At 61.9% G+C, this 22,759-nt stretch carries 19 protein-coding genes; 14 read left to right on the top strand and 5 right to left on the bottom strand.

The genetic code is table 11. From position 1 onward, the window contains the following. Window positions 1-80 precede the first annotated feature (80 nt). Together B8746_RS07420 and B8746_RS07415 are read left to right on the top strand one after the other, a co-directional pair. Entirely contained in the window at window positions 81-968 is an 888-nt protein-coding gene (locus B8746_RS07420) for a LysR family transcriptional regulator (protein WP_084392984.1), read from the top strand. Window positions 969-1,074: 106 nt separating this feature from the next. Beyond that, window positions 1,075-2,886: an SLC13 family permease gene (locus B8746_RS07415; protein ID WP_084392983.1), complete on the top strand. Its 1,812-nt coding sequence runs from the start codon at window positions 1,075-1,077 to the stop codon at window positions 2,884-2,886. A gap of 179 nt (window positions 2,887-3,065) precedes the next feature. Here the strand turns inward: B8746_RS07415 and B8746_RS07410 are convergent, their stop codons facing one another. Continuing rightward, on the bottom strand, window positions 3,066-5,090 hold the full coding sequence (locus B8746_RS07410) for a gamma-glutamyltransferase family protein (protein ID WP_143434548.1): 2,025 nt from the start codon (window positions 5,088-5,090) through the stop codon (window positions 3,066-3,068). A gap of 100 nt (window positions 5,091-5,190) precedes the next feature. On the opposite strand from B8746_RS07410, the gene B8746_RS07405 reads away from it, so the two are divergent. The 6 genes from B8746_RS07405 (at window position 5,191) to B8746_RS07380 (ending at window position 12,299) form a co-directional block, all read left to right on the top strand. After that, window positions 5,191-5,967, top strand: a complete 777-nt coding sequence (locus B8746_RS07405; protein WP_084392973.1) for an enoyl-CoA hydratase — start codon at window positions 5,191-5,193, stop codon at window positions 5,965-5,967. Window positions 5,968-6,225: 258 nt separating this feature from the next. Continuing rightward, window positions 6,226-6,489 carry a 30S ribosomal protein S20 gene (gene rpsT, locus B8746_RS07400; RefSeq protein WP_084392971.1) on the top strand — a complete coding sequence of 88 codons (264 nt, stop codon included), beginning with the start codon at window positions 6,226-6,228 and terminating at the stop codon, window positions 6,487-6,489. A gap of 467 nt (window positions 6,490-6,956) precedes the next feature. Beyond that, window positions 6,957-8,426, top strand: a complete 1,470-nt coding sequence (locus B8746_RS07395) for a DnaA ATPase domain-containing protein (protein ID WP_084392970.1) — start codon at window positions 6,957-6,959, stop codon at window positions 8,424-8,426. Window positions 8,427-8,601: 175 nt separating this feature from the next. Further along, window positions 8,602-9,723, top strand: a complete 1,122-nt coding sequence (dnaN, locus tag B8746_RS07390) for a DNA polymerase III subunit beta (protein ID WP_084392969.1) — start codon at window positions 8,602-8,604, stop codon at window positions 9,721-9,723. Between the two features lie 149 nt (window positions 9,724-9,872). Continuing rightward, the gene (recF, locus tag B8746_RS07385; RefSeq protein ID WP_084392968.1) at window positions 9,873-10,982 is read left to right on the top strand and encodes a DNA replication/repair protein RecF; all 1,110 of its coding nucleotides are present in this window, start codon (window positions 9,873-9,875) and stop codon (window positions 10,980-10,982) included. 225 nt (window positions 10,983-11,207) lie between these two features. Next, a complete protein-coding gene (locus tag B8746_RS07380; protein ID WP_084392966.1) occupies window positions 11,208-12,299 on the top strand; it encodes a GAF domain-containing protein in 1,092 nt (363 codons plus the stop codon). Here the strand turns inward: B8746_RS07380 and B8746_RS07375 are convergent. Both B8746_RS07375 and B8746_RS17105 read right to left on the bottom strand, forming a co-directional pair. Beyond that, window positions 12,296-13,672 carry a hypothetical protein gene (locus B8746_RS07375; protein ID WP_158084561.1) on the bottom strand — a complete coding sequence of 459 codons (1,377 nt, stop codon included), beginning with the start codon at window positions 13,670-13,672 and terminating at the stop codon, window positions 12,296-12,298. The two genes, B8746_RS07380 and B8746_RS07375, sit on opposite strands and share 4 nt — an antisense overlap. Before the next feature lie 7 nt (window positions 13,673-13,679). Beyond that, a complete protein-coding gene (locus B8746_RS17105) occupies window positions 13,680-14,063 on the bottom strand; it encodes a hypothetical protein (protein ID WP_158084560.1) in 384 nt (127 codons plus the stop codon). Between the two features lie 165 nt (window positions 14,064-14,228). On the opposite strand from B8746_RS17105, the gene B8746_RS17100 reads away from it, so the two are divergent. The 5 genes from B8746_RS17100 to B8746_RS17505 all read left to right on the top strand — a co-directional run bounded on the left by B8746_RS17100 (window position 14,229) and on the right by B8746_RS17505 (window position 20,667). Then, window positions 14,229-15,056 (top strand): class I SAM-dependent methyltransferase, encoded by an 828-nt coding sequence (locus B8746_RS17100; RefSeq protein ID WP_158084559.1) that lies wholly within the window; start codon window positions 14,229-14,231, stop codon window positions 15,054-15,056. 127 nt (window positions 15,057-15,183) lie between these two features. Then, window positions 15,184-15,948 (top strand): enoyl-CoA hydratase, encoded by a 765-nt coding sequence (locus B8746_RS07365; RefSeq protein ID WP_084392962.1) that lies wholly within the window; start codon window positions 15,184-15,186, stop codon window positions 15,946-15,948. Window positions 15,949-16,116: 168 nt separating this feature from the next. Continuing rightward, a complete protein-coding gene (gene gyrB, locus B8746_RS07360) occupies window positions 16,117-18,540 on the top strand; it encodes a DNA topoisomerase (ATP-hydrolyzing) subunit B (protein WP_084392961.1) in 2,424 nt (807 codons plus the stop codon). A 1,232-nt stretch (window positions 18,541-19,772) separates the two neighbouring features. After that, window positions 19,773-20,156: a hypothetical protein gene (locus tag B8746_RS07350; RefSeq protein WP_084392959.1), complete on the top strand. Its 384-nt coding sequence runs from the start codon at window positions 19,773-19,775 to the stop codon at window positions 20,154-20,156. A 385-nt stretch (window positions 20,157-20,541) separates the two neighbouring features. Then, window positions 20,542-20,667: a hypothetical protein gene (locus tag B8746_RS17505; RefSeq protein ID WP_267905926.1), complete on the top strand. Its 126-nt coding sequence runs from the start codon at window positions 20,542-20,544 to the stop codon at window positions 20,665-20,667. A 108-nt stretch (window positions 20,668-20,775) separates the two neighbouring features. Here B8746_RS17505 and B8746_RS07340 read toward each other — a convergent pair whose 3' ends face one another. Together B8746_RS07340 and B8746_RS17235 are read right to left on the bottom strand one after the other, a co-directional pair. Continuing rightward, window positions 20,776-21,579, bottom strand: a complete 804-nt coding sequence (locus B8746_RS07340) for a hypothetical protein (protein WP_084392956.1) — start codon at window positions 21,577-21,579, stop codon at window positions 20,776-20,778. A 77-nt stretch (window positions 21,580-21,656) separates the two neighbouring features. Beyond that, the gene (locus tag B8746_RS17235; RefSeq protein ID WP_084392954.1) at window positions 21,657-22,094 is read right to left on the bottom strand and encodes a hypothetical protein; all 438 of its coding nucleotides are present in this window, start codon (window positions 22,092-22,094) and stop codon (window positions 21,657-21,659) included. A 165-nt stretch (window positions 22,095-22,259) separates the two neighbouring features. On the opposite strand from B8746_RS17235, the gene B8746_RS07330 reads away from it, so the two are divergent. Further along, complete coding sequence (locus tag B8746_RS07330; protein ID WP_084392953.1) at window positions 22,260-22,616, top strand: hypothetical protein; 357 nt, start codon at window positions 22,260-22,262, stop codon at window positions 22,614-22,616. Window positions 22,617-22,759: the final 143 nt, after the last annotated feature.

The raw sequence follows: 22,759 nt of genomic DNA, 5'->3' as shown, positions 1-22,759 counted from the left end.
AGACCGCGTCTATTGAAGAACGATTCCAGCTGTGCGTCTATGCCTAATCTAGTTCAATTTTGCGCAAAGATGTTGCAATTATGCACAACTGGAATTGGGACGACCTGAGATACGTCGCTGCCCTTGCAGACACCGGAACCATTACAGAAGCGGCCCGGCGCCTGAACGTCAATCGCACCACGGTGCAGCGCCGCATCACGGCATTTGAACAACAGCTGAAGTATCGCCTGTTTTCGCGCGATGGCTGGGGGCTGACGCCCCTGCCGGAAGCCGCCCCCATCCTCGAGGCCGCTCGCCAGATAGACGAGTCCCTCTCGGCGATCCAGCGCAAGATGAACGGCGCGTCGGGCGATGTTGCGGGCGATCTTACCTTCACCACAACCAATTCCATGTTCATCGCCCAGATCGCCGAACTCGTCCGGCGCTTTCAGGATGCGCACCCCAGCATCCAGCTGCATATCAACCTGACCAGCAGCACCCTCAACCTCAACCCGCGCGGAGCCGAAGTGGCGATCCAGCCCTCCACCGCGCCGCCCGAGCACCTCGCCGGCCGACGAATCTGTGATGTCACATTTGGCCTCTACGCCTCCTGGGACTATGCGGCCCGCTTCAAGTCGCACTCCCCTGCCGAGCATGACTGGATCGGCTATACCGATGGCCTCGAGGGCACACCGGCCAATAGCTGGCTCGCCAACAATGTCCCCCGCAACCGGATACGGATGCGCGCCGACAATTATGTCGCCATCGCCGAGGCAGCACGCTGGGGGTCCGGCATCGCAGTCCTGCCGCGTGCATTCGGCGACCGCCATGAGGGCCTGCGGCGGATCGAAGGCCTGCTGGACGAGCGCATCGCGACCGGCCTGTGGATGCTGACCCACCCCGACCTTCGCCAGTCGCCGCGCGTCCGCGCCTTCATGGATTTCATGAGTGACGCCCTGTCAGACGTGCGTAGCGTCTTCGACTGTTAGGCCACCGGGCAGGATATGGCTTTTCTGATGCCACACATAAGTTGCCATCCGGCCCTCGCTGCGCACATCTGTCATCCTTCCACAGATCATAGAGACGCCTGCCAGCATGTTTGACTTCACCCTGTCTGAACCGGTCCAGATTGCGATTGTGCTCGGCCTGCTGGTCCTGGTCTTTGCCGGCTTTGTGCGTGAGAAGCTGCCATCGGATGTGATCGCCCTGCTCGCAATGGCGGCGCTCCTCGTTACCGGCATTCTCAGCGTGGAGGAGACACTGGGCGTCTTTTCCAATGCCGCACCGATCACGATTGGCGCCATGTTCGTCCTGTCGGCAGCACTGGAACGGACCGGCGTGATTGGCGGTGTCGGCAACATGGTGATCCGGCTGGCTCGCAAATGGACACCGACCCTGGCCGTCATAGCGCTGATGCTGATCGTCATCACGCTGTCTGCCTTCATGAACAACACGCCGATCGTGGTGATCCTGATCCCTGTCGCCATCCGGCTCGCCCAGTCCGTCGGCACCTCGCCGTCCAAGCTCCTCATTCCGCTCTCCTTCGCCTCGATCTTTGGCGGCATGACCACCCTGATCGGCACCTCGACCAACCTCCTCGTCGACGGTGTTGCGCGAAACGCCGGTCTTGAAGCATTCGGAATATTCGAGATTACGGTCGCCGGCCTGTTCATGGCGCTTGGCGGCTCGCTCTATATGGTCGTCGCCGGCCGCTGGCTGTTACCAGACCGCGACAGCCTCGCTGCAATACTGCCGTCTACCAGGACCCGCCGCTTCGTCGCGCAGGTGCTTGTACCGGTCGACTCCATCCTCGTCGGCAAGACCATCAAGGAAACGGGCTTTTCCGCCGAGAAAGGCTTCACCGTCATCGACGTCATGCGCGAGAACCGCTCGCGCCGGACCGAGCTTGCCACCCTCACCCTGCAGGGCGGTGACCGAATGGTCATCCGCTCGCCCGTTTCCGAAATGCTGACCCTGCGCGAAGCCGGGGACGTCGCCATTGGCGCCGGGTCCGGCGGACAGCACGCCTTTGAGCCGGTCCAGACGACCGAGACACACGTCATGGAGGGCGTTGTCGGCCCGGATTCCCGTCTCGTTGGCCGCCCGATTGTCGGCGCCGGCCTCGTCCGCCTTTACGGCGTCTACGCGCTTGCCATCCATCGGCGCGGCGAGAATATCGGGCTCAGCGGCCACGATATCCGTTTCGATGTCGGTGATACGGTGCTGCTAGAAGGCCCCGCCGCCGGCCTCAAGCAGATGTTTGAAGACGGCATGCTGTCCAACCTCACCGAAACCACGGAACGCCCCGTTCGCCGCGACAAGGCTCCCATCGCAGTCGGGGCCGTCCTGTTCGTGATGATCTTTGCCGCGCTCGGCGTGATGCCGATTGCAGGTCTCGCCCTGATTGCCGCGGCCGCCGTGATTGCCCTCGGCTGCCTTGACCACCAGGAAGCCTACAAGGCGATCCAGTGGGACATCCTCATGCTGATCTTCGGCATGCTCGCCTTCGGGCTTGCGCTGGAAACTTCGGGCGCAGCGGCCCTCATCGTCGACACGATTGCCAGCCCACTTGGCGCCTTCGGTCCGCTCGCCGCGCTCGCCGCCGTCTATCTCATCACGTCTGCACTCACCGAGTTCGTCTCGAACAATGCAACCGCCATCCTGATGACGCCGATTGCCATCGGCCTTGCGACAAGCCTCGGCGCCGATCCACGCGGCTTTGTTGTTGCCGTCATGTTCGCCGCCAGCGCCAGCTTTGCAACGCCCATCGGCTACCAGACCAATACGCTCGTCTACTCGGCCGGGGGCTACAAGTTCACAGACTTTGCCCGCGTCGGCCTGCCGCTGAACTTCATCCTGTTCATTGTAGCGATGATGGTCATCCCCGTGATCTGGCCGCTCGGCTGACCCTACCGAGGGCTCTCCCCAGAGGGGCGGGAGTGTGGGCCGATGCACAGACGCCTTCGTCCTTCGAATTCGCTCAAGATGAAGGCTTCATCTACCCGCAATGAAAGGCTTCATGATGAGCGAAGTCGAACCACGGAGCCGCTGCGCCGAAGGACGAAGGATCAGGCCTCGAAGTCCCGCTAGTACCCGTCTGCCGATCCATCCTTGCGCATCTCGGTCGCAGCAATCCACGCCCCACTCTCGAAGTCGCGCATAATGGCCTGATAGCCGCCGCCATTGGCGCTGCAGCACTCGACGGTAAAGCCGCGGCGCTCCAGCTCGGCGCGCGTTTCCGGCGGAATGCCGCTTTCGAGCCGCACAACGCCCATATCGCTCTCGCACGCATCGCCATTAAGATCATCGGTTGGCTCGCAGCCGCCGACATGCTCCCAGCGCGCCGCATCGCCAGCTTCCTGCAGCCCCATGTCGAAATCGACAAGGTTGAGGATGATCTGGACATGGCCCTGCGGCTGCATGCCCCCGCCCATCAGGCCGAAGCTCATCCAGGGCTCATATCGGCACGCGACTTCCGCGGCGACGGCGCGCGTCTGGCAGCCCGGCATGTCCTTCCTGAACGCGAACGCTGGAATGATCGTGTGGAAGGGCCGCTTGCCCGGCTCGAAAACGTTCGGGTGCGCCGGGTCGAGCGAGAAGAGCTGGCCGCGATCCTGGAACATGAAACCGAGGCCGTCTGCCACAAGGCCAGAGCCCATGCCGCGATAGTTCGACTGGATCAGCGAGACCATCATCCCGTCCTTGTCGGTGACAGTGAGATAGGTCGTGTCGCCGTCATTGAGTTTGGAATCGTCGGGGCGCGCGTCATCGCGCTGCAACAACTCAGGTATCAGGTAACGGGCGCAATAGTCCTCCCTGCTTTCACCAAGGATAGAAAGCTTGTCCACTCGCGCATAGAATTCCGCGACTTCGCCTTCGATTTTAGGACCGGGCCTAGCTACACCCGGCTTTTCAGGATCGATCAGACAGCTCCGCGCGAGATTGTAGCCCGGTGTAACAAACGTCGCGGGATCAATACTGCTATAGTCGGGGTCTGCGTAGCCGATCGCCCGATCAGCGAAAGCCAGCCGCTTCGCTTCGACCTGGACGGCGATGCTGTCGGCCGATCCAAATCCCATCTGACGAAGATCGAAAGGTTCCAGCATCTGCAGCATCTGCAGCGCGGCTACACCTTGCGTATTCGGCGGCAGCTCGCAGAGCTTTACCTCGTCCCGATACGTTACGCACAGCGGCTCCACCCATTCGCCATCATGCGCGGCAAAATCCTCATAACGAAGATGGCCGCCAATCCGCTCGAAATAGTCGCCCATGATGCGGGCCGTCTCGCCCCTATAAAACTCGTCCGGCCCCTTATAGGCTATCCGCTCCAGCGTGTCGGCGAGGTCGGGGTTTCGGAACAGGGAGCCTTCACGCGGCGGTGGGGAGAAATAGGTCGCCTTCGCATTCTCATACTCTTCCAGCATCCCGCTCTCGAAAGCAGGCTCATACCGCTTCGGGCCATTGCTCCAGTAATAGGCGATCACTTCCGGAATCGGCGCGCCTTCACGGGCATAGCGGATGGCAGGCTCAAGCAGCGTATTGAACGGGGTACGCCCGAACCGCTCATGCAGCGCGCCCCAGGCTTCAACCGTGCCCGGCACGGTGACAGGCGCCGAACCGAAGGGCGGGATCTCCTCGCCATCCATGAATTCGTCGGCCTTGGCCTGCATGTCTTCAAGCGTCGCCCCCATCGGACTGCGGCCGGAGCCATTATAGCCATAGAGCTGTCCGGTCTTCGGGTCCCAGACGATGGCAAAGAGGTCCCCGCCAATGCCATTGCCGGTCGGCTCGACAAGGCCCAGCATCGCATTTGCTGCAATCGCGGCATCCATCGCCGTGCCGCCGGACTTCAAGATGTCGAGTGCCGTCTGCGTCGCGAGCGGGTGCGCCGTCGCGGCCGCCCCGTTCGGCGCGACGACAGCCGAGCGCACGCCAATGTCGCGGCCGGATGGCATCCGGTCACCCGGCCCTGGCGCGGTGACTTCCGCGACGAGAGGTGCAGCCTGCTCATTCGTCTCCGTTTTCTCTGAAGTCCCCGTGGCACATGCTGTCACCCCCGCAATCGCTGCACCTGCAATGCCTGCGGTCAATACCCTGCCTATTCTCTTCACTGGTGACTCCTATCGACGCCGAACCTTTAATCCCTTATGGCACACGACACTCGCGGCTCGAGACCGCAAACGCAAGAAGAACGCAATTACGGGACTTTACATGGCATATGAAACGCTGCTGACCGAAGTCGATAACGCTGTCGCAATCATTACGCTGAACCGACCGGACGCGCTGAATGCGTTCAACAACCAGCTGATGGACGAGCTTACCGAAGCGCTGGACCGTTTCGACAATGAAGCCACCATTGGCTGCATCGTGATCACCGGCTCGAAAAAGGCGTTTGCTGCTGGCGCCGATATCAAGGAAATGCGCGAGCAGTCCTATCTCGACGCCTATTATACAGACTTCATCACCCGCAACTGGGAGCGCGCCGCGCGCATGCGCAAGCCGGTTATCGCCGCTGTCTCTGGCTACGCCCTCGGCGGCGGCTGTGAGCTTGCCATGATGTGCGACTTCATCCTCGCCGCAGAGAACGCCAAGTTCGGCCAGCCGGAAATTACCATTGGTGTCTCTCCGGGCGCGGGCGGCACGCAGCGTCTGACGCGCTTTGCCGGCAAGTCCAAGGCGATGGAAATGTGCCTCACGGGCCGCATGATGGACGCTGAAGAAGCCGAGCGCTGCGGCCTCGTCTCGCGCATTGTCCCGACAGACGAGCTGCTCGACGAAGCAAAGTCTGTCGCCCGCAAGATCGCGTCCATGCCCCGCGCCACCGCGATGATGACGAAGGAAATGGTCAACGCCGCCTACGAAACCACGCTCAGCCAGGGCGTGCTGTTCGAACGCCGCCTCTTCCATTCGCTGTTCGCGACCGATGACCAGAAAGAAGGCATGGAAGCCTTTGTCGAGAAGCGCGAGCCGCACTTCAACAATAGATAGCTTCACAAATGCCTGCCTCGCCGCTGATCCCCGCAAAGGCGGGGACCTCAGGCAGTTTGAGGCCGGGCATAAGCCGCACCAGATATCCCCGCCTTCGCGGGGATGAGCGGCATTAACCCGATTAGACTGGGGTCTGGCAGACAATTCTCACCCGCATCTGCCTTTAATACATGAGTCACCGCCCATTCCGGTTGACGAGATAAGGCCGTTTGGGTATGTCCGCCGCTTGCGTCCGACCGGGACACTCAGGAGTTATTGATGGCGAATACACGCTCAGCCAAGAAAATGGTGCGCAAGATTGCACGTCGCACCGAAGTGAACACCGCGCGCCGTTCGCGCATGCGCACCTACATCCGCAAGGTTGAGGAAGCGATTGCATCAGGCGACCAGAAAGCCGCTGCTGAAGCGCTGAAGACGGCCCAGCCGGAAATCATGCGCGCTGCCAGCAAGGGCGTTCTTCACAAGAACACCTCGGCCCGCAAGATTTCGCGCCTCAGCGCACGCGTCAAAGCGATGAGCTGACGCTTTCCTTCAAGGCGTTACAAATCTGCAATTTTGCAAGACCCGCATGGCCTCCCATGCGGGTTTTTTGTATTCTGCACGCGATCGTGCCCAATGTGCAAAACTTGGCAAAAAACTGGCTAAATTCACAGCTTGTTCGGCGTTTGAAAGTTGACAGAACACTCCGGGAACAAATTTAAGTGTACGAATCGTTCTCTTGCCTTCTGAGCTTTTTTCAGCCTCATACGCAATTGAATTGTTTTGAATTTTCGCCTGTCACAAGAACTTCAAGATGCTTATTCCGAAGAATCAAAAAAAAGGCAGCTAGACTCTCTCGGAGGCCCTGTGTTTTAGTAAATCCATCGACGGAAATTAGTCCCTGTACAGCGTGTTTTTTAGGTCAGATCGAAGCGGTCTGAATGCAGGGTTCGTGTCTTCCTTGTCGTTGAGGAGAGTGGAACAGAAAACACAGGAAAGGGGAAGTTCCGATGGGGCGCCAAGAAGAATCTGGCAATTGGGGTAGAGACGGCAAAAAAGCCGCCGGCAAAAGCATCGACAAGCATCAGGGTCTGGCCATCTGGAACGCTGTTCTGAATGATGCCCGGCAGATCACGTCGGCCGACGACTACAACAAGTGGATCAAGGACCTGCGGTTCGTTGCAGAGGTCAACAATTCTGTCCTCATCGCGGCTCGCGACCAGCTGACCTTTGACCGCATCAGCGGCAATCACCGCCCGATGCTGAAACGTGTCTGGCGCAAGACCGACCCGAAGGGCCGCTCGCTCGAGATTGCCTGCTGGAAGGACATCCCGCTCGAGACACGCGAGCTTGCCGGTGATCTGTGGTCCGCCGAGCAGGAAACCCGTCTTGCGGCCCAGCAGGCAATCGACACCGAGGCGGCTGCACCGTCGTCGAGCGACCTTTCCATGACATTCGACACGCTGATTGTCGGCGACACGAACAAACGGGCCGTACGCCTGGCCGAGCAGTTCGTCGAAGGCCATATGCTGCGCGCCGAGATCTCGTTCATTTACGGTCGCCAGGGCACAGGCAAGACCCACATCCTGCGCGCGGTCGAAGCTGCGATTGCGGCGATGGATGATGGTCGGCGCGTCACCTATATGACGGCTGAGGAATTCATGACTGCCTATGTCGACGGGGCCCGCATTGGCGACACCCGCGACCTCAAGGCTCATTTGCGTGACAATGATCTCCTGCTGATCGACGACCTGCAGTGGATTGCCGGCAAGAAGAAGACCGATGAGGCCTTCTTTGCCAATATCCGCTCGCTCACCAAGTCCGGCGGACGTGTCCTCCTGACGGCGGACGAGGCACCGGGTGACCTGAAAGGCTTCTCGCAGCGCATGCGCGGAGAGCTGCTCGGCGCGGCCACGGCGGAAGTCGGCATGCCGGATCAGGAAATGCGCCGGGAGATCGTGCGGCTGCACGCTGCCATGATCCGCAAGGCGCAGCCGAATTTCGAGCTCAGCGAAGACATGATCGACCGTATCGTGTCCTCCGTTCGCGGCCCCGGCCGGGAGCTTTGCGGCGTGCTGCACAGTCTCCAGGCCGAGACCGGCTTCGGCGATGTCGATCCGGACATGGACATGGTCGTCACCGTGCTGCGCCGTCAGCAGGGCGAATACCAGGCGCCAACGCTCGACAATATCAAGCGCGCTGCCATGCGGGTCTTCGACATCTCCAAGGTCGAGATCGAGAGCGCCAAGAAGGCCCGTCAGGTGTGTCACCCACGCCAGATTGCCATGTATCTGTGCCGGGAAATGACAGAGAAGTCCCTGCCGCAGATCGCCCGCGCCTTCGCCAAGAAGGATCACACCACAGTGCTCCATGCCTGGCGCAAGATCAGCAGTGCCATGCAGTCGGATGCAGACATGGTTCGCGATGTCGAACGCGTCCGGGAGATGGTCTACGAGATCCAGTCCGAAGGAAATGGCTGATCGGCGAAGATTCCTGCGAATCTTCCGCTTTCAAGGGCTTGCATTTTAGTCCATTTTGACAAGGGTACTCGGCCCGCTTCCCATGGGAGGCGGGCCGATTCGTCTCTGGCAGGGATGAAGAACAGGCAAACAAAATCATGGCGGCATCAAGACCGCTAACAGGATGGGTTGATCGATGAAGCTGACGATTGAAAGAAGTGATCTGCTGAACGCGCTCTCCCACGTTCAGAACGTGGTCGAGCGGCGCAACACGATCCCGATCCTGTCCAACGTCCTGATGGACGCAAAGGACGGCGCGCTGACCCTCGTGGCCACTGATCTCGACATCGAGGCCGTTGACAGCGCCGACGCCAGGATTGCCAGCGAAGGCGCGATTACCGCACCAGCCGGCACCCTGTTCGATGTCATCCGCAAGCTGCCTGCCGGCGCCGATGTCGAGCTTGAGCTCAATCCGGAAAACCGCCGCCTCACCATCCGTTCCGGCCGCTCAAAGTTCGAACTGCCGACCCTGCCGGCCTCCGACTTCCAGACCATGACGGGTGATGACAGCGCCACCAGATTCAACGTGGATGCCGCCGACCTGCGCCGCCTGATCGACAAGACCCGCTTTGCCATCTCGACCGAGGAAACCCGCTATTATCTCAATGGCGTCTACCTGCACGCCGCAGACGGCGACAAACAGGAGAAAGTGCTGCGCGCGGTCGCAACCGATGGCCACCGCCTCGCCCTCGCGGATGCTCCGGCCCCGAAAGGCGCCGAAGCGCTGGAAGGCGTGATCGTGCCGCGCAAGGCAATCGGCGAAGTGCGCCGCCTCATCGATGCCGTCGACGCCGACGTGACCATCTCCGTGTCCGAGACCAAGATCGTCTTCCAGGCTGGCCGCGCCGTGCTCACATCGAAACTGATCGACGGCTCCTTCCCGGACTATCAGCGCGTCATTCCCAAGGGCAATGAGAAGCGCCTCGTCATCGACAACAAATCCTTCGAAGCCGCCGTCGACCGCGTGTCCACCGTGTCGGCAGAACGCTCGCGCTCGGTCAAGCTCTCGCTCGGCGATGGCAAGGTCATCCTCGCGGTGAACTCCGCCGAGACCGGCCAGGGCCATGAAGAGATCGAATGCGACTATGGCGCCGACGCGATGGAGATCGGCTTCAACGCCAAATACCTCCTCGATGTCACCGCCCAGATCGAAGCCGAAGATGCCGAGTTCATGCTGAACGATCCGGCCTCCCCGGCCCTGATCCTTGATCCCGGCGATCTTGCGACCCGCTACGTGCTGATGCCGCTGCGGGTTTGATCGGCGTACCGGCTTGCCTCTCCTCCCCCGTGAACGGGGGAGGTGGGCCGCGAAGCGGCTCGGAGGGGGGAGCCTCAAAGCTCAACTCCTGCCGCTCCCCCCTCCGCCCTGCGGGCACCTCCCCCGTGAACGGGGGAGGATGACAAGACATGACCGCCCTCACGCGCCTCCGCCTCTCCAATTTCCGCAATTACGAGACTGTCTCGCTGGATCTCGATGGGCGGCATGTCTGCCTCTTTGGCCCGAATGGCGCGGGCAAGACGAACCTTCTCGAAGCCGTCTCGCAGCTCGGTCCCGGACGGGGCCTGCGCTCGGCGACCCTCGCCGATCTCACCCGTCATGACGCAGAGACGGGCTGGACCGTTTCAGCCACGGTCGATGACCAGAAGATCGGCGTCGGCCTCGAGACCGACGGCAACACCTCCAAGCGCATCATCCGCATTGATGGCGCACCCTCTCAGGCCTCAGACCTCGCTGACCTCATCCGCATTGTCTGGCTGACGCCCGCCATGGACGGCGTTTTCCGTGGCGGGGCGTCTGATCGCCGCCGCTTCTTTGACCGGCAGGTCATGGCTCATATCCCGTCGCACGGCACCGCCTCTGCCCGCTATGAGCGCGCCATGCGCGAACGCAATGCCCTGCTGGAGCGCGGCCATGTCGACCCGGCCTGGGCTGATGCCATCGAGACCCGAATGGCCGAAGCCGGCGCCGAAATCGCGATCAACCGCGCGCATGTTCTGGAAAGCCTGCAATCTGCTGTCGATGCCCGCCCTGAAGGCTTCTTCCCGAAAGGCGACCTCTCGCTCGACGGCGACGCCGAACAGGCGGCCGTCAAGGGCGAGGACTTCAAAACCATTTTCGAAACGCTTAGCGACGCCTACCGCAATGGCCGGCGCCGGGACATGGCGGCAGGCCGGACGCTCTCTGGCCCGCACCGCACTGACCTCTCTGTCATCCACCGCCCGACCGGCATGCCGGCTGGCGAAGCCTCGACCGGCCAGCAGAAAGCCCTGCTCATCGGGCTTATCCTTGCCTCGGCAAAGGCGCTCTCGCAGGATGGCGAAGGCCCGTCCCCCATCCTTCTCCTCGATGAAGCCGCGGCTCATCTCGATGCCGACCGGCGCGCTGCCCTCTTCGATGAGCTCTGCGCCCTCGGCGGACAAGCCTGGCTCACCGGAACGGAAAGCTTCCTCTTCGAAGCCTTTCAGGATCGTGCCCAACGGTTTGAGATCAGGGATGGCGAAGCGCGGGAGGCGTAAGCCGCCGCATCTTAGCCTAAGGTTGCAACCCCCGGGAGGCGAGCACAACTTATCGAAGTGTCGGCTTGTGCTCTGAAACCGCACGAAAAATGAGTTCCTAACCGCACCATTGCCGCATATGGAGCTGTGTACACGTCTTGTATCTTGGGCCTGTATGTGACCAGATGACAGCAGGGATGCAGGAACAACACTCGTCATGCGAGTGGAGCAAGAGGTCGTGCGACCATGAAAGAGCAAGCTCGTCTGACCGCGCTGTCGGAAACGAAGCTGCTGGACACCGATCCCGATCCGCGTTTTGACAGGCTGACCCGCCTCGCAGCGAATTCGCTCGAGACGGAAATCGCCCTCGTCTCGCTGATTGATGCTGATCGCCAGTGGTTCAAGTCCTGCTACGGGCTGGGCACGAAGGAAACCAGCCGCGACATCGCCTTCTGCGAATACGCCATCCGCGCGAATGAAATCATGGTCGTCCTTGATGCCGCCAAGGATGTCCGCTTTGCCGACAATCCCCTCGTGGTGGGCGAACCCTTCATCCGCTTCTATGCCGGCGCGCCGCTCATCACGCGCGATGGCCACGCCCTCGGCACGCTCTGCGTGATCGACCCGAAGCCTCGCGAGAGCTTTGACGAGACCGACCGGCAGATCCTCCGTGACCTTGCCGCAGGCGTCATGGTCGAAATCGAGGCCGATGCCCGCAAGCGCCAGGTCCACGACCTCTCCGTCATCAATCGCGAACTCGAACACCGCATGGGTAATATGTATGCCCATGTCACATCGCTGATCAGCCTGCTCGACAAATCCGAAGTGGAGCACGGCCAGTTTGTCCGGCGCCTGCGCGAGAAGATCAACACACTGGCCGAGACCCAGTCCATGCTGTCGCGCAATAACTGGCAGTCGGTCTCGATCCGCGAGCTCGCCATCAAATCGCTGCAGCCTTTCGAGCCTGAGCCTGACAATCCGCTCATCGCCATCCAGGATCAGGATGATTTTCACATCACGGCACGCGCCGCCTTTGCCATGTCGCTCCTGCTCAATGAGCTCGGCACCAATTCGGTCAAGCATGGCGCGCTTGGTTCAACCGGCGGGCGGGCTGCCTTTGGCTGGACGCAGGGCGACCTGATGCAGTTCAACTGGCAGGAAAAGCTCATCGCGCCGCGTGAAGCGCGCGAGCCGGGCAGCGGGTTCGGCAGCCTGATCCTGAAACGCATCGTCCCGAAAACCTTCGGCGGTCAGGCCGTCTTCGACATCCAGCCAGAAGGCTTCAACTATTCGGTGACGGCCCTGCCTGACCGCGTCCGCATGCTGTCGGAGCGTTAGGGCGAGCCACCAGCATCGGCATCGCAATGGCGCGACAGCTCGTCGATCTGCGGTGAGTAACGGGCCGGCAGCAGCCGCTTCAGCTCGGGCCGGTCAATCTGGTTGCAGCTCATCAGGCCGAGCACCAATTTCGTATCATCCTGGATTTTCTGCATGCGCCGGATATCTTCACGCGCCCCATTGGAGCGGCGCAGCGCCTGCTCATTCTCCATTGCGGCTATATTTCGAACCGTCAGGTTCCAGGCCAGCGGCAGGATATCATCAATGCGCTTGGTATGATCGAGCGCCGTCTGCCAGTCCTCATCGAGTATGTGGATAAAGCCGATATTCTCCTCGGTATAGGCCACGCCAACCGCTGTCGCCCCGCGCTCTGCCCTCAGGCGCGCCGCCTCGCGAAGCTCGGCCAGCGCTTCCTGCAGCGCGCTCTCGGAATCGCGCCCGGACGGCAACTGTTCGCTCGCAACCAGCGCGACGAGCGTCGTGCCAACACCGTGATGCGCGATCTGCGCCTGCAGCAGGGTCTCGTCGAAATCGCCGCCTTCAAGCATGCCCGCCGCCTTGGAGAAGGCCTGATAGGCCAGCAGCGCATCGCCGCGCTTCCTGAGGCACTGCCCCTTCCAGAGCAGCAGCATCGGCGCTTCAAGGCCGCGGGCAGCCGCCTGGTTCACATAGTCGACCACGGTCGAGCAGCCCCGGTTCCAGCCCAGCGACAGGTCATTGGCCGCACGGTATTCGAGAGCGGCAAGCCCGGCGGCCCCGCGCGCCTGCGCTTCGAGCGAATCGGAGTTCTCCAGCAGCGCCGTCATCGACGCGCGCACCGCCTCGATATTCTGACCGCCCCAGTCTTCCAGCGCGGCCTGCAACTGCAGACGCTCCTCGGTCGACAGCAATTCGCCGTCCGTCCCATCGGCGCGCAGCACGACGCCGACCACCTGCGCCGTCACCTCATTGAGCGGCACGCCGAGGAAATGCTGCTGGGCCAGCTCCATCGCATTGTCCTTGTAGCCCGAGGCCTGGCTGACAGAGTCAGCGCGCTGGATCTCACGCGCAAGATCGGCCTGGCGGCGGGCCGCCTCATTCTCTTCGCGAATGGCGACAATGGCGGCCTGCGTGGACTCGCGCTGGCGGCCAGCTTCCCCGGCCACGATGCGCAGGTTCATCTCATTGAGACGGGTCTGCTCGGCATATTGCTGCTTGAGGCCCGACAGCTGCATGTAGAAATAGATCACGCTGCCGGCCACGATCACCGCGGCCATGCCAATAATCGCCGCGAGCGCCGTCATCAGGAAACGGAAGCTTTGCTGTTCCTCGCGCAGTTCGGCGAGCAGGTCGGCCGATGTGATCTGGTGCTCTCTCGTCGTGTCGGTCATCATTCACCCTTTACGCCCGCGCGCTGATCTTTCCGTCCGTCTCGTCCCAGACATCATCGCCAAAAACCGGCTCGAGCAACAGCTTCACGGCCGTGTCCTGGTCATTTTCCCGGATGAATGCCTCGGCAATCATCAGCTTGATCCGCATTTGCCGGAACCGCCACATGCGCAGCGCGGCACCGATTGCCGTCATCATGAAGAAATTGGTCGCGCCCAGCATCCGCTCAGGCTTGCCGGCAAACAAATCTCCGCCGACAGGCAGAGGATAGTCACCGGACAGGGTCGAGATGAAAGTCGCGAAACAGGTCAGCGTCGCCAGAATCGCCAGCAGAAGGATATACCGCGAAATCCGCGATCTCTCCTTGATCTGGGCCCTGTGGCGCCCGATGAGCAAGTTCAAAGTCCCCATGATCTGAAGAGGATTCGATCTTTGCGCCTGCGAAGTCAATTGGTTTCAGACCAGCAAGCAAGGACGGAGCTTTCCTGCGTGCCGCGCCCGTCACAACTGTACGCTCCCGGAAAATTCCGCAATAACAACACGAACCAGTTGAGGCATTTCATGTCAGGTCCGGTCAGCGATCACTATAACAGTGTCGACCTTCTCTCGCGCATCGAAAGGGCGATCGGCGAAATCGGCCGAACGCCCGATACGGTCACGATTGAAGAGATCGCGCCGCTTGAGGACTTCCATATTGGCGGCCGCGCCGCGACGGCCGCGCTCCTGCCCCGGCTCGAACTGAAGGAGGAGATGCGCGCCCTCGACATTGGCTGCGGCACAGGCGGGGCCGCACGCTATGGCGCGCACCGCTATCGCTGCAAGGTGGACGGGATCGACCTCACCCTGAACTTTATCGAGGCGGGCAAGACGATTTCCTCCTGGCTCAACCTTTCCAGCCGCGTCCACCTGCACCATCGCAGCGCCATGGACACCGGCTTCGACGAAGACACATTCGACCGCGCCTGGATGTTCCATGTCGGCATGAACATTGAGCACAAGCGCGAACTGTTCAGCGAAGTGAAACGCGTGCTGAAGCCGGGCGGGTACTTCCTCATCTACGACATCATGCGCGGCGAGGATGATGCCTCGCCCCTCGCCTTCCCCATGCCATGGGCAAGCGACCCGTCGATCAGCTTCGTGCGCGGCGCGGACACGTATGAGGAACACCTCGAAGCGGCAGGCTTTGCCATCGACGGCATCGAGCCGCAGCGCGACATCGCCGCCGCCTTCTTCGAGCGTATCGCCGCCAGCAAGGGAAATCCTCCGCCCGCCATCAGCACCGCAACGCTGATGGGTGCCTCGGCCGCCGAGAAGAGCGCAAACCTGCTTGCCGCCTGGCAGAGTGGCCAGATCATGCCGACGGCCATCCTCGTGCGCAAACCCGCCTGATACAGCCGGGCCGCACGGGGGATCGAGATAGGCGGCTGCCGGACTGCCTTGACGGCACGGGTTGAAACCCTCACCAGATTCCCCGAACAGTTGAGCAAGGCAGCTTTCCGCCCGCAAGAGGATTACCATGACCGAGCACATCACCACAGCCATCGCTGACCGCATCCTGACCATCACCATCAACCGGCCGGACCGCAAGAATGCCCTCACCCAGGCCATGTATGGCGCCATGGCTGATGCCTTGAACGGTGCGAATGACGACAAGGCCGTGCGCGCCATCATCCTCACCGGCGAGGGCGACCTTTTCACCGCCGGCAATGACCTCACGGACTTTGCGAGCGACATGGACCGCAAGACCGGCAAGCCGCCCGTCCAGCGCTTCCTCGAAGCCATCCGCGACGCCGAGAAGCCGGTGATCGCGGCGGTCAACGGCCCGGCCATCGGCGTCGGCCTCACCATGCTCCTGCATTGCGACATCGCCTATGCCGCCGACACGGCCAATTTCCGCGCGCCCTTTACCCAGCTCGGCCTTGTGCCGGAGGCGGGCTCCTCCCTCCTCCTGCCTGCCACTGTCGGCAATTCCATGGCGAACGAGATCCTGCTCGCGGGCCGCATTGTGAGCGCCGAGGAAGCGCTTGCCTGCGGGCTTGTCTCGCGCGTGCTGCCAGCGGGCGAGTTGATGGCCGCCGCTCTGGATTGCGCGGGCCGGATCGCCGCGTCGGGGCCGACCGCAATCCGCAAGTCCAAGGCGCTCATCCGCGGCAATCGGGACGCTGTCGCCGCCCGCATGGCCGAGGAAGGCCAGCATTTCGCAGAGCAGCTGAAATCGCCCGAATTTGCCGAAGCCGCCGCCGCATTCGCGCAGAAACGGCCGCCGGTTTTCGCGGACTGACAGCCCCCTTGCGAGCACCAGAAATTTTTACCCCATAAGTCATTGTTTTTACTGCGTTAAATCGGCCGCCTTTGTGGCCGATTTACCACAGCTGTCGATTTCCCTTTATGGGCCGAATCCTGTATATTTTCAGGGCTTTCATACGAATCAGACAGCGGCAGGAAAAACATGGCCGAACCAGCAGAAAATATGCCTGAATATGGCGCGGATTCCATCAAGGTCCTGAAAGGCCTCGAAGCGGTCCGAAAACGCCCTGGCATGTATATCGGCGACACCGATGACGGCTCTGGCCTGCACCACATGATCTACGAAGTCGTCGACAATGCGATTGACGAGGCGCTGGCCGGCCATGCCGACGAAGTGACCGTCACACTGCACACCGATGGCTCTGCCGAGATCACCGACAATGGCCGCGGCATCCCGGTCGAAATGCACAAGACTGAAGGCGTCTCTGCGGCCGAAGTCATCATGACCCAGCTGCACGCCGGCGGGAAGTTCGACCAGAACTCCTACAAGGTCTCGGGCGGCCTGCACGGCGTCGGCGTCTCGGTTGTGAACGCCCTCTCTGACTGGCTCGAGCTGCGCATCCACCGCAATGGCAAGGAGCACTTTGTCCGGTTCATCGATGGCGGTGTGGTCGAGGCGCCCCTGAAGGAGGTCGGTACCAGCCCGAACCGCCCCAATGGCAAGGTCCTTACCGGCACCGCCGTGCGTTTCATGGCCTCCCCGGCCACCTTCACCATGACCGAATATGACCGCAAGACGCTGGAGCACCGCCTGCGCGAGCTTGCCTTCCTCAATTCCGGCGTGCGCATCGTCTTCCGCGATGAGCGCGGGCCCGAACCATACGAAGCAATCCTCGAATATGAAGGCGGCGTCAAAGCCTTCGTCGACCACCTCAACCGCCAGCGCCATGCGCTCATCCCGGACACGATCTACGCTGTCGGCGAGAAGGATGGCATCACGGTCGAGGCCGCCCTCTCCTGGACCGACAGCTACCATGAGCAGGTCCTCTGCTTCACCAACAACATCCCGCAGCGCGATGGCGGCACCCACCTTGCCGGCTTCCGCGGCGCGCTGACCCGCATCATCAACAAGTACGCGTCCGAGACCGGCATCGCGAAGAAGGAAAAGGTCGACATTTCCGGCGACGATGCCCGCGAAGGCCTGACCTGCGTCCTCTCCGTGAAAGTGCCGGACCCGAAATTCTCATCGCAGACCAAGGACAAGCTCGTCAGCTCCGAAGTCCGCCCCGTGGTCGAGAGCCTGATGGGCGAGAAGCTCTCTGAATGGTTCGAGGAGAACCCGAAGGAAGCGGCTGGCATCATGCAGAAGATCGTCGAGGCCGCCGCCGCGCGCGAAGCGGCCCGCAAGGCGCGTGAGCTGACCCGCCGCAAGACGGCCCTCGACATCACCTCCCTGCCCGGCAAGCTTGCCGACTGCCAGGAGAAAGACCCGTCCAAGTCCGAAATCTTCATCGTCGAGGGTGACTCTGCAGGCGGCTCGGCCAAGCAGGGGCGCGACCGCTCCAACCAGGCCATCCTGCCGCTGCGCGGCAAGATCCTCAACGTCGAGCGTGCCCGCTTCGACAAGATGCTCAGCTCAGACCAGGTCGGCACGCTGATCATGGCGCTCGGCGCCGGCATTGGCCGCGACGAGTTCGACATCAACAAGCTGCGCTATCACAAGATCATCATCATGACCGATGCTGACGTCGACGGCGCGCACATCCGTACCCTGCTGCTCACCTTCTTCTATCGCCAGATGCCGGAAGTCATCGAGAAGGGCTATCTCTACATCGCCCAGCCGCCGCTCTACAAAGTCAGCCGTGGCCGCTCCGAGCGTTACCTCAAGGACGATATGGAGATGGACAATTACCTCATCGAGGAAGGCACGAGCGGCGAGACGCTGATCCTCGCGGACGGCACGCAGATCGGCGGCGAGGACCTGCGCGAGAATGTCCGCCAGGCCGCCACCTTCAAGTCAGCCCTGTGGCGCCTCAGCCTGCGCGCACCCGGCCATATCGTGGAACAGGCCGCCATTGCCGGCGCGCTCGCCCCCGGCGCCGCCGATGAAGCCGCTGAGAGGACTGCCGCCCGCCTCAACCTCATCGCCGAAGAAGGCGAGGACACCTGGGAAGGCAGGTTCGAAGACGGCAATCTCATCCTGCGCCGTGAGGTCCGCTCGGTCGAGGAGAAAGCCGTGCTCGACAGGACGCTGCTCTCCAGCCAGGACGCGATCCGTCTCAACCACCATGCCGACAGCATCCGCCCGCTCTATGTCGAGCCGAGCATCCTGCGCAATGACAAGGAAGGCGAGACCGTCATTCACGGCCCCGTCGCCCTGTTCGAAGCCGTCCTCGCTGCCGGCCGCAAGGGCCTCAAGATCCAGCGCTATAAGGGCCTCGGCGAAATGAATGCCGACCAGCTCTGGGAAACCACCCTCGACGCCAACGCCCGCACCCTCCTCAAGGTCAAGGTCGCCCACGCCGACGAAGCCGACGAGATGTTCACAAGGCTGATGGGCGACGTCGTCGAGCCAAGACGCGAATTCATCCAGGACAATGCGCTCGAGGCGGAGGTGGATGTTTGAGGCGGGATTTTGGTCCCTCACATTTATTTAATGCTGGGCGCTGATTCAGCGTTAATTTTCTCCGAATTTTATACTTGAAATTCGGGCGGGCCGTCACCAGACTCCGACGGTCGTCATATTTTTTGGCTGACAAGTGAGCGAGCCGGGCAAGTGCAGCAACACGAACCCGGCTCTTTATCCAAACTGGTGGTTCGGAGTAATCTTATATGGCGCATATGGTGACGCGACAGGTTTTCTGTCAACGAAAAATGTTCACAACACGTCAACGTGACGCATCCCAATCACCGAACAAAAAGGTGATTCATGTCACAAAAATCTCCGAGGCAGCCGTCTCATCGTCTTACATTTAACGAAGCAATCGAAGTTTGGTTGCTTTACTGGGATGGCTGGTTTCAGAACCGCATCGCAGCGAAGTTTGATGTAAACCCTGGTCGCATCAGCGAAGTGATTCATCACGAGCTGCATCCAGGTTCTTACGACAAAGCGCTAGAAGTTCGCGGAAACGCAGCCTAGCTAGAAATACTGAATAGGGCGGCGTAAGTCGCCCTATTTGCGTTAGTGATCCGAGTTCAGGGCCGAATGGCAGACCCTGCCATTCGGCCACAGCCAGCCTTTTTCCGATCTGTTTCAGGCGGTCAAGGCTGCCGCAGGCACGGCGAAGCCGCTCGGGCCTTGAGGGCCTGAGACAGATCGGACACCGCGCCCCTCCATAAGCCGCCAGTCCCTGCGTCCTTCGACGGTGCTCAGGATGAGGGGCAGGGACCCACAATGCGCCATCTCATCCATCGCACCATGGATACCTGCCCCTCATCCTGAGCGAAGCCGAAGGACGCAGGTATCTGCGGGCACGAGGGGACGCATGAACCATTGCCTGCCCTCTCAAAGCCTTCATGGTGAGCGAAGTCGAACCACGAAGGCAGGTACGCTAAGCTTCCTCATGGTTCGACTTCGCTCACCATGAAGTTGCGTATTGCCGCCAATCCCTGCGCCCCCACCCAGATCATCCCGGCGAAGGCGGGGATCTCAGGCAATTGAGGTCAGACCTGGCCTCACGAGTTTCCCACCCCTCATCCCGAGCTTGTCGAAGCACGCAGCTCTCTGCGCCATCGGCCAGAGACTGAACTGAAATCGGACCGAAATCGGCTTGGTTTCGGCCCGATCTCGGACGGCTCCCAGACGCCTCCTGCGGAAAAAATATCCGCCCCCTCGCGCGCCCGGCGCATACTTCGCCCATGCTCACCCGCGCCTGGATTCTGGACATACTGACCCGGCTGCCGCTCTGGTACTGGCCGATCTTCTTCTGGGAAGTGGCCGCTTTCGAACGCTATGTCCGCGCCTTCAGGGCCGCGAACCCGGCCGGTATCCTTGGGGTCGGCGTCACCCGACGCGGCCGTCTCGTCATCACCCTGCAGGCCACTGGCGACAGCCCGGCCGAGGCCGATTGGACCGGGCTATTCACCCGCGCGCCCTGGACGCGTCTTGAGCCCGGCGAGCCGGCTGGCCGCCTCGTCAGCTTCCTGCGCCTTGCGCCCGAAACCTGTGAGCCATGCGCAGCTTCTGATGCGTATGCCTCCACCGCGCAGGCCTTCGAAGCCCTCCCCCTGAAGCCCGGCTAGCCCTGCCCCCGCACCGAATTAAGCCTTTCCCAACCCGCGAATCCGAAACTGGATTCTGCGGACGCCCGTGCTGGAAGCTTCGCGCCGCCGCCACTGCCGTGGCCTTCTCCGCCTTCATTCGATCCACCGGATCGAATGATCGCTACGCGACCGGCTACGAAGCTCAATAAAATTTCATCTTCGCGCCGCGTTTCCGCCTCTTGTCGCCGCCCCGTCGCCGCCAGATATTTTCAGGGCGTCGGCCTCGCACAGGCAAACTGGCAAGGACCGGCGTTGCTCCTGCCTGCCCCGACATGAAGCCGGGGCGGTCTCCAGAGGCAAACCGCACCGCCCGTCCCCCGCGCCAGAAAGCCGGGCCGGCGATGCAGGAGAAGTGAGTACCGCAATGCAAAATCAACCAGACCATGATCGCAACCAGCCCAAGCCAGCCGGCGACAAGCAGAAGACGACCAGCCAGCCGAGCCGCAAGCCCGGCCAGGGCAACAAGGCTCCGGGCGATCGCAAGAAGTAGGCTCCCGGCCTGTGCGGTGAAGCCCTCATATCGCCGCACATATCCCTGACCTGCACGGCCAAAGGCGCTGGTCCCGCCTTTGGCCAATTGCCGGCGGGTTGCACGGCTTCAGTCCAGCACCACCTGCATCATGTCGACCACAACCATGTCGCCCCGGAAGGCATAGACTTCCGGGTCATCGGCCCGCAGTGAGACATAGATCCCATCACCCACATCGCGCAGGCCATACCGCCTGTCCGCCTCCGTACTGACGCAGATCGTCCCGCGCTCGCCAACGCGCAGCTTGAGCTGTCCCCTGCCCGGTTGGCGGTCGATCACCGTGCCCGCTTCATCGTGCAGCACGGCATCATAGCCCTGCATCATCACTGTCGGATTGTGCACGTCGAGGCAGACCTTCACCTCATCCTCGCCGCGTGTCCTGCGGATGATCTGATGACGCAGATTGGCAATCACCCCGCCCGGCATGCCCTCATAGGCCGACGCCCCATTCGTCGAATTGACCATGTTGAAATAGAGGCTCGCATGGAAGCGGCAGAGCGAAGGGCCAAGGCGCGGTATCGAATAGCCGAGCCCGCCCGTCCCGCTGTCGCAAGTCGACACCATCTCGGCCCGGAAACGGTCATCGCACCAGGCCTGGTCCTTCTCGCGCAAGCGGTAGCAGGCATCGTGGCGCCTGCAGGCCGGGCGGAACGGGCCATCGGCCAGCGGGTCAATCACCGCGCGCAGCACGCCGGGAAAGCGCTCCTGCACGAACTCCGGCCCGCAGGAGTCCTGCGGCTCCATCTTCCCTCCCTCGCGTGTGAGATAAGCCTCATCAATCACCAGCGGCAGGTCAGCCGGCGCGCCGAACAGGTTGCAGCCAGCGAGCGCGCATAGCGCCGTGACAATTGCTGGAAGTAATAGCCCCTTCATGCGCGCATCCCCCTCACGCTGAATGGCCAGGCACGGTTTCAGGTCGCTACCAGCGCCGAGCCGGGAGTGCGGGGCGGCTAGCCCCGGAAGCCGACGTCTGCGTTCAGCATCGCCATCTTGCGATGCATCTCCGCCACGTCCGACACTTCGATACGCTGCAACTGGTCGAACTCGAAATCGCGCTTTTCGCCGTACTGGGCCTCATAGGCGCGGTCAAACTTTTCCGCCGTCAGCTTTCCCTTGAACGCGTACTGCTCGTACCCGTCCGACGTATCCGCGCGGCGCCCGCCCGGCAGGTAGATCGCGCCGGAGCCGAAGTCCACGGCGAAAGCAATGAGGCCCGGGACCAGGAACAGCAACAGGCCGAGACCGTCGAGAATAACCACGGCCGTATCCAGCTGTCCTCCGGTCTGTCCCCGCCGCTCCGGGTAGAGCAGCGTTCCGCAGGCACCCAGCGGCGCAGCGAGCGCGGTTGTTCCGGCGAGCATGATGAGGTGTCGACGTGATGGATTCATGAGGTCCCTCCTTCGGACTGGCAGCGCGTCTTCGGACGGGCGCGCGGCCACACTGCATCCTGTTGATTGCAGCTGTAAACTGCTGACGAGCCAGATTTAATTTGCCGTTAATGTGTGCGGAGTCGCCTTGACCGCGAAGCGCCGCTGTCGCAATCGCTCCAACCCATGTCTCTCAAGGATTATCCTCACACGCCGGACGGGCGCTACTTCGTTGCCAATGGGAAACTGTGGCGCTGTTCGAACCCGCGGCTCACGCCAGCTGGCCGCAAAGCCCTGACGAAGAAACTGATGGCCGCCCGGCGCAAGGTGAAGGAAGTGCAGAACAATGAGCGCCTGCTGAAAGCGGCTCGCCGAGAAGTGAATGCCGCCAAGGAAGCGCTGGGCGAGCGCGGCCCCGTCTGGTGGGACGACGGCGCACCGGATGAGACAATGAAGCACCCGAAGGGCTCATCCTATGCCGAGTGGTGGGACGCCCTTCCGGAAGAAGCAAGGGAACGAGGACTCGCCCCACCGAGAAGCTAGTCGGACTGGTACGGGAAACAGGTCCCGGCGGCTCTCGGCAGGCGGGATGACAGAGCCCGCCCAATCTTGACACAAAACCGACCGGTTGGTATGTAATCGAGGCTGAGACAAGGCCGCATGGATGAGCGCCTCCCAACGCGTCC

The sequence above is a fragment of the Henriciella pelagia genome (genome assembly GCF_002088945.1).
Taxonomy (GTDB): Bacteria; Pseudomonadota; Alphaproteobacteria; order Caulobacterales; family Hyphomonadaceae; genus Henriciella; species Henriciella pelagia.
This window is presented reverse-complemented; position numbering and strand designations above follow the sequence as displayed.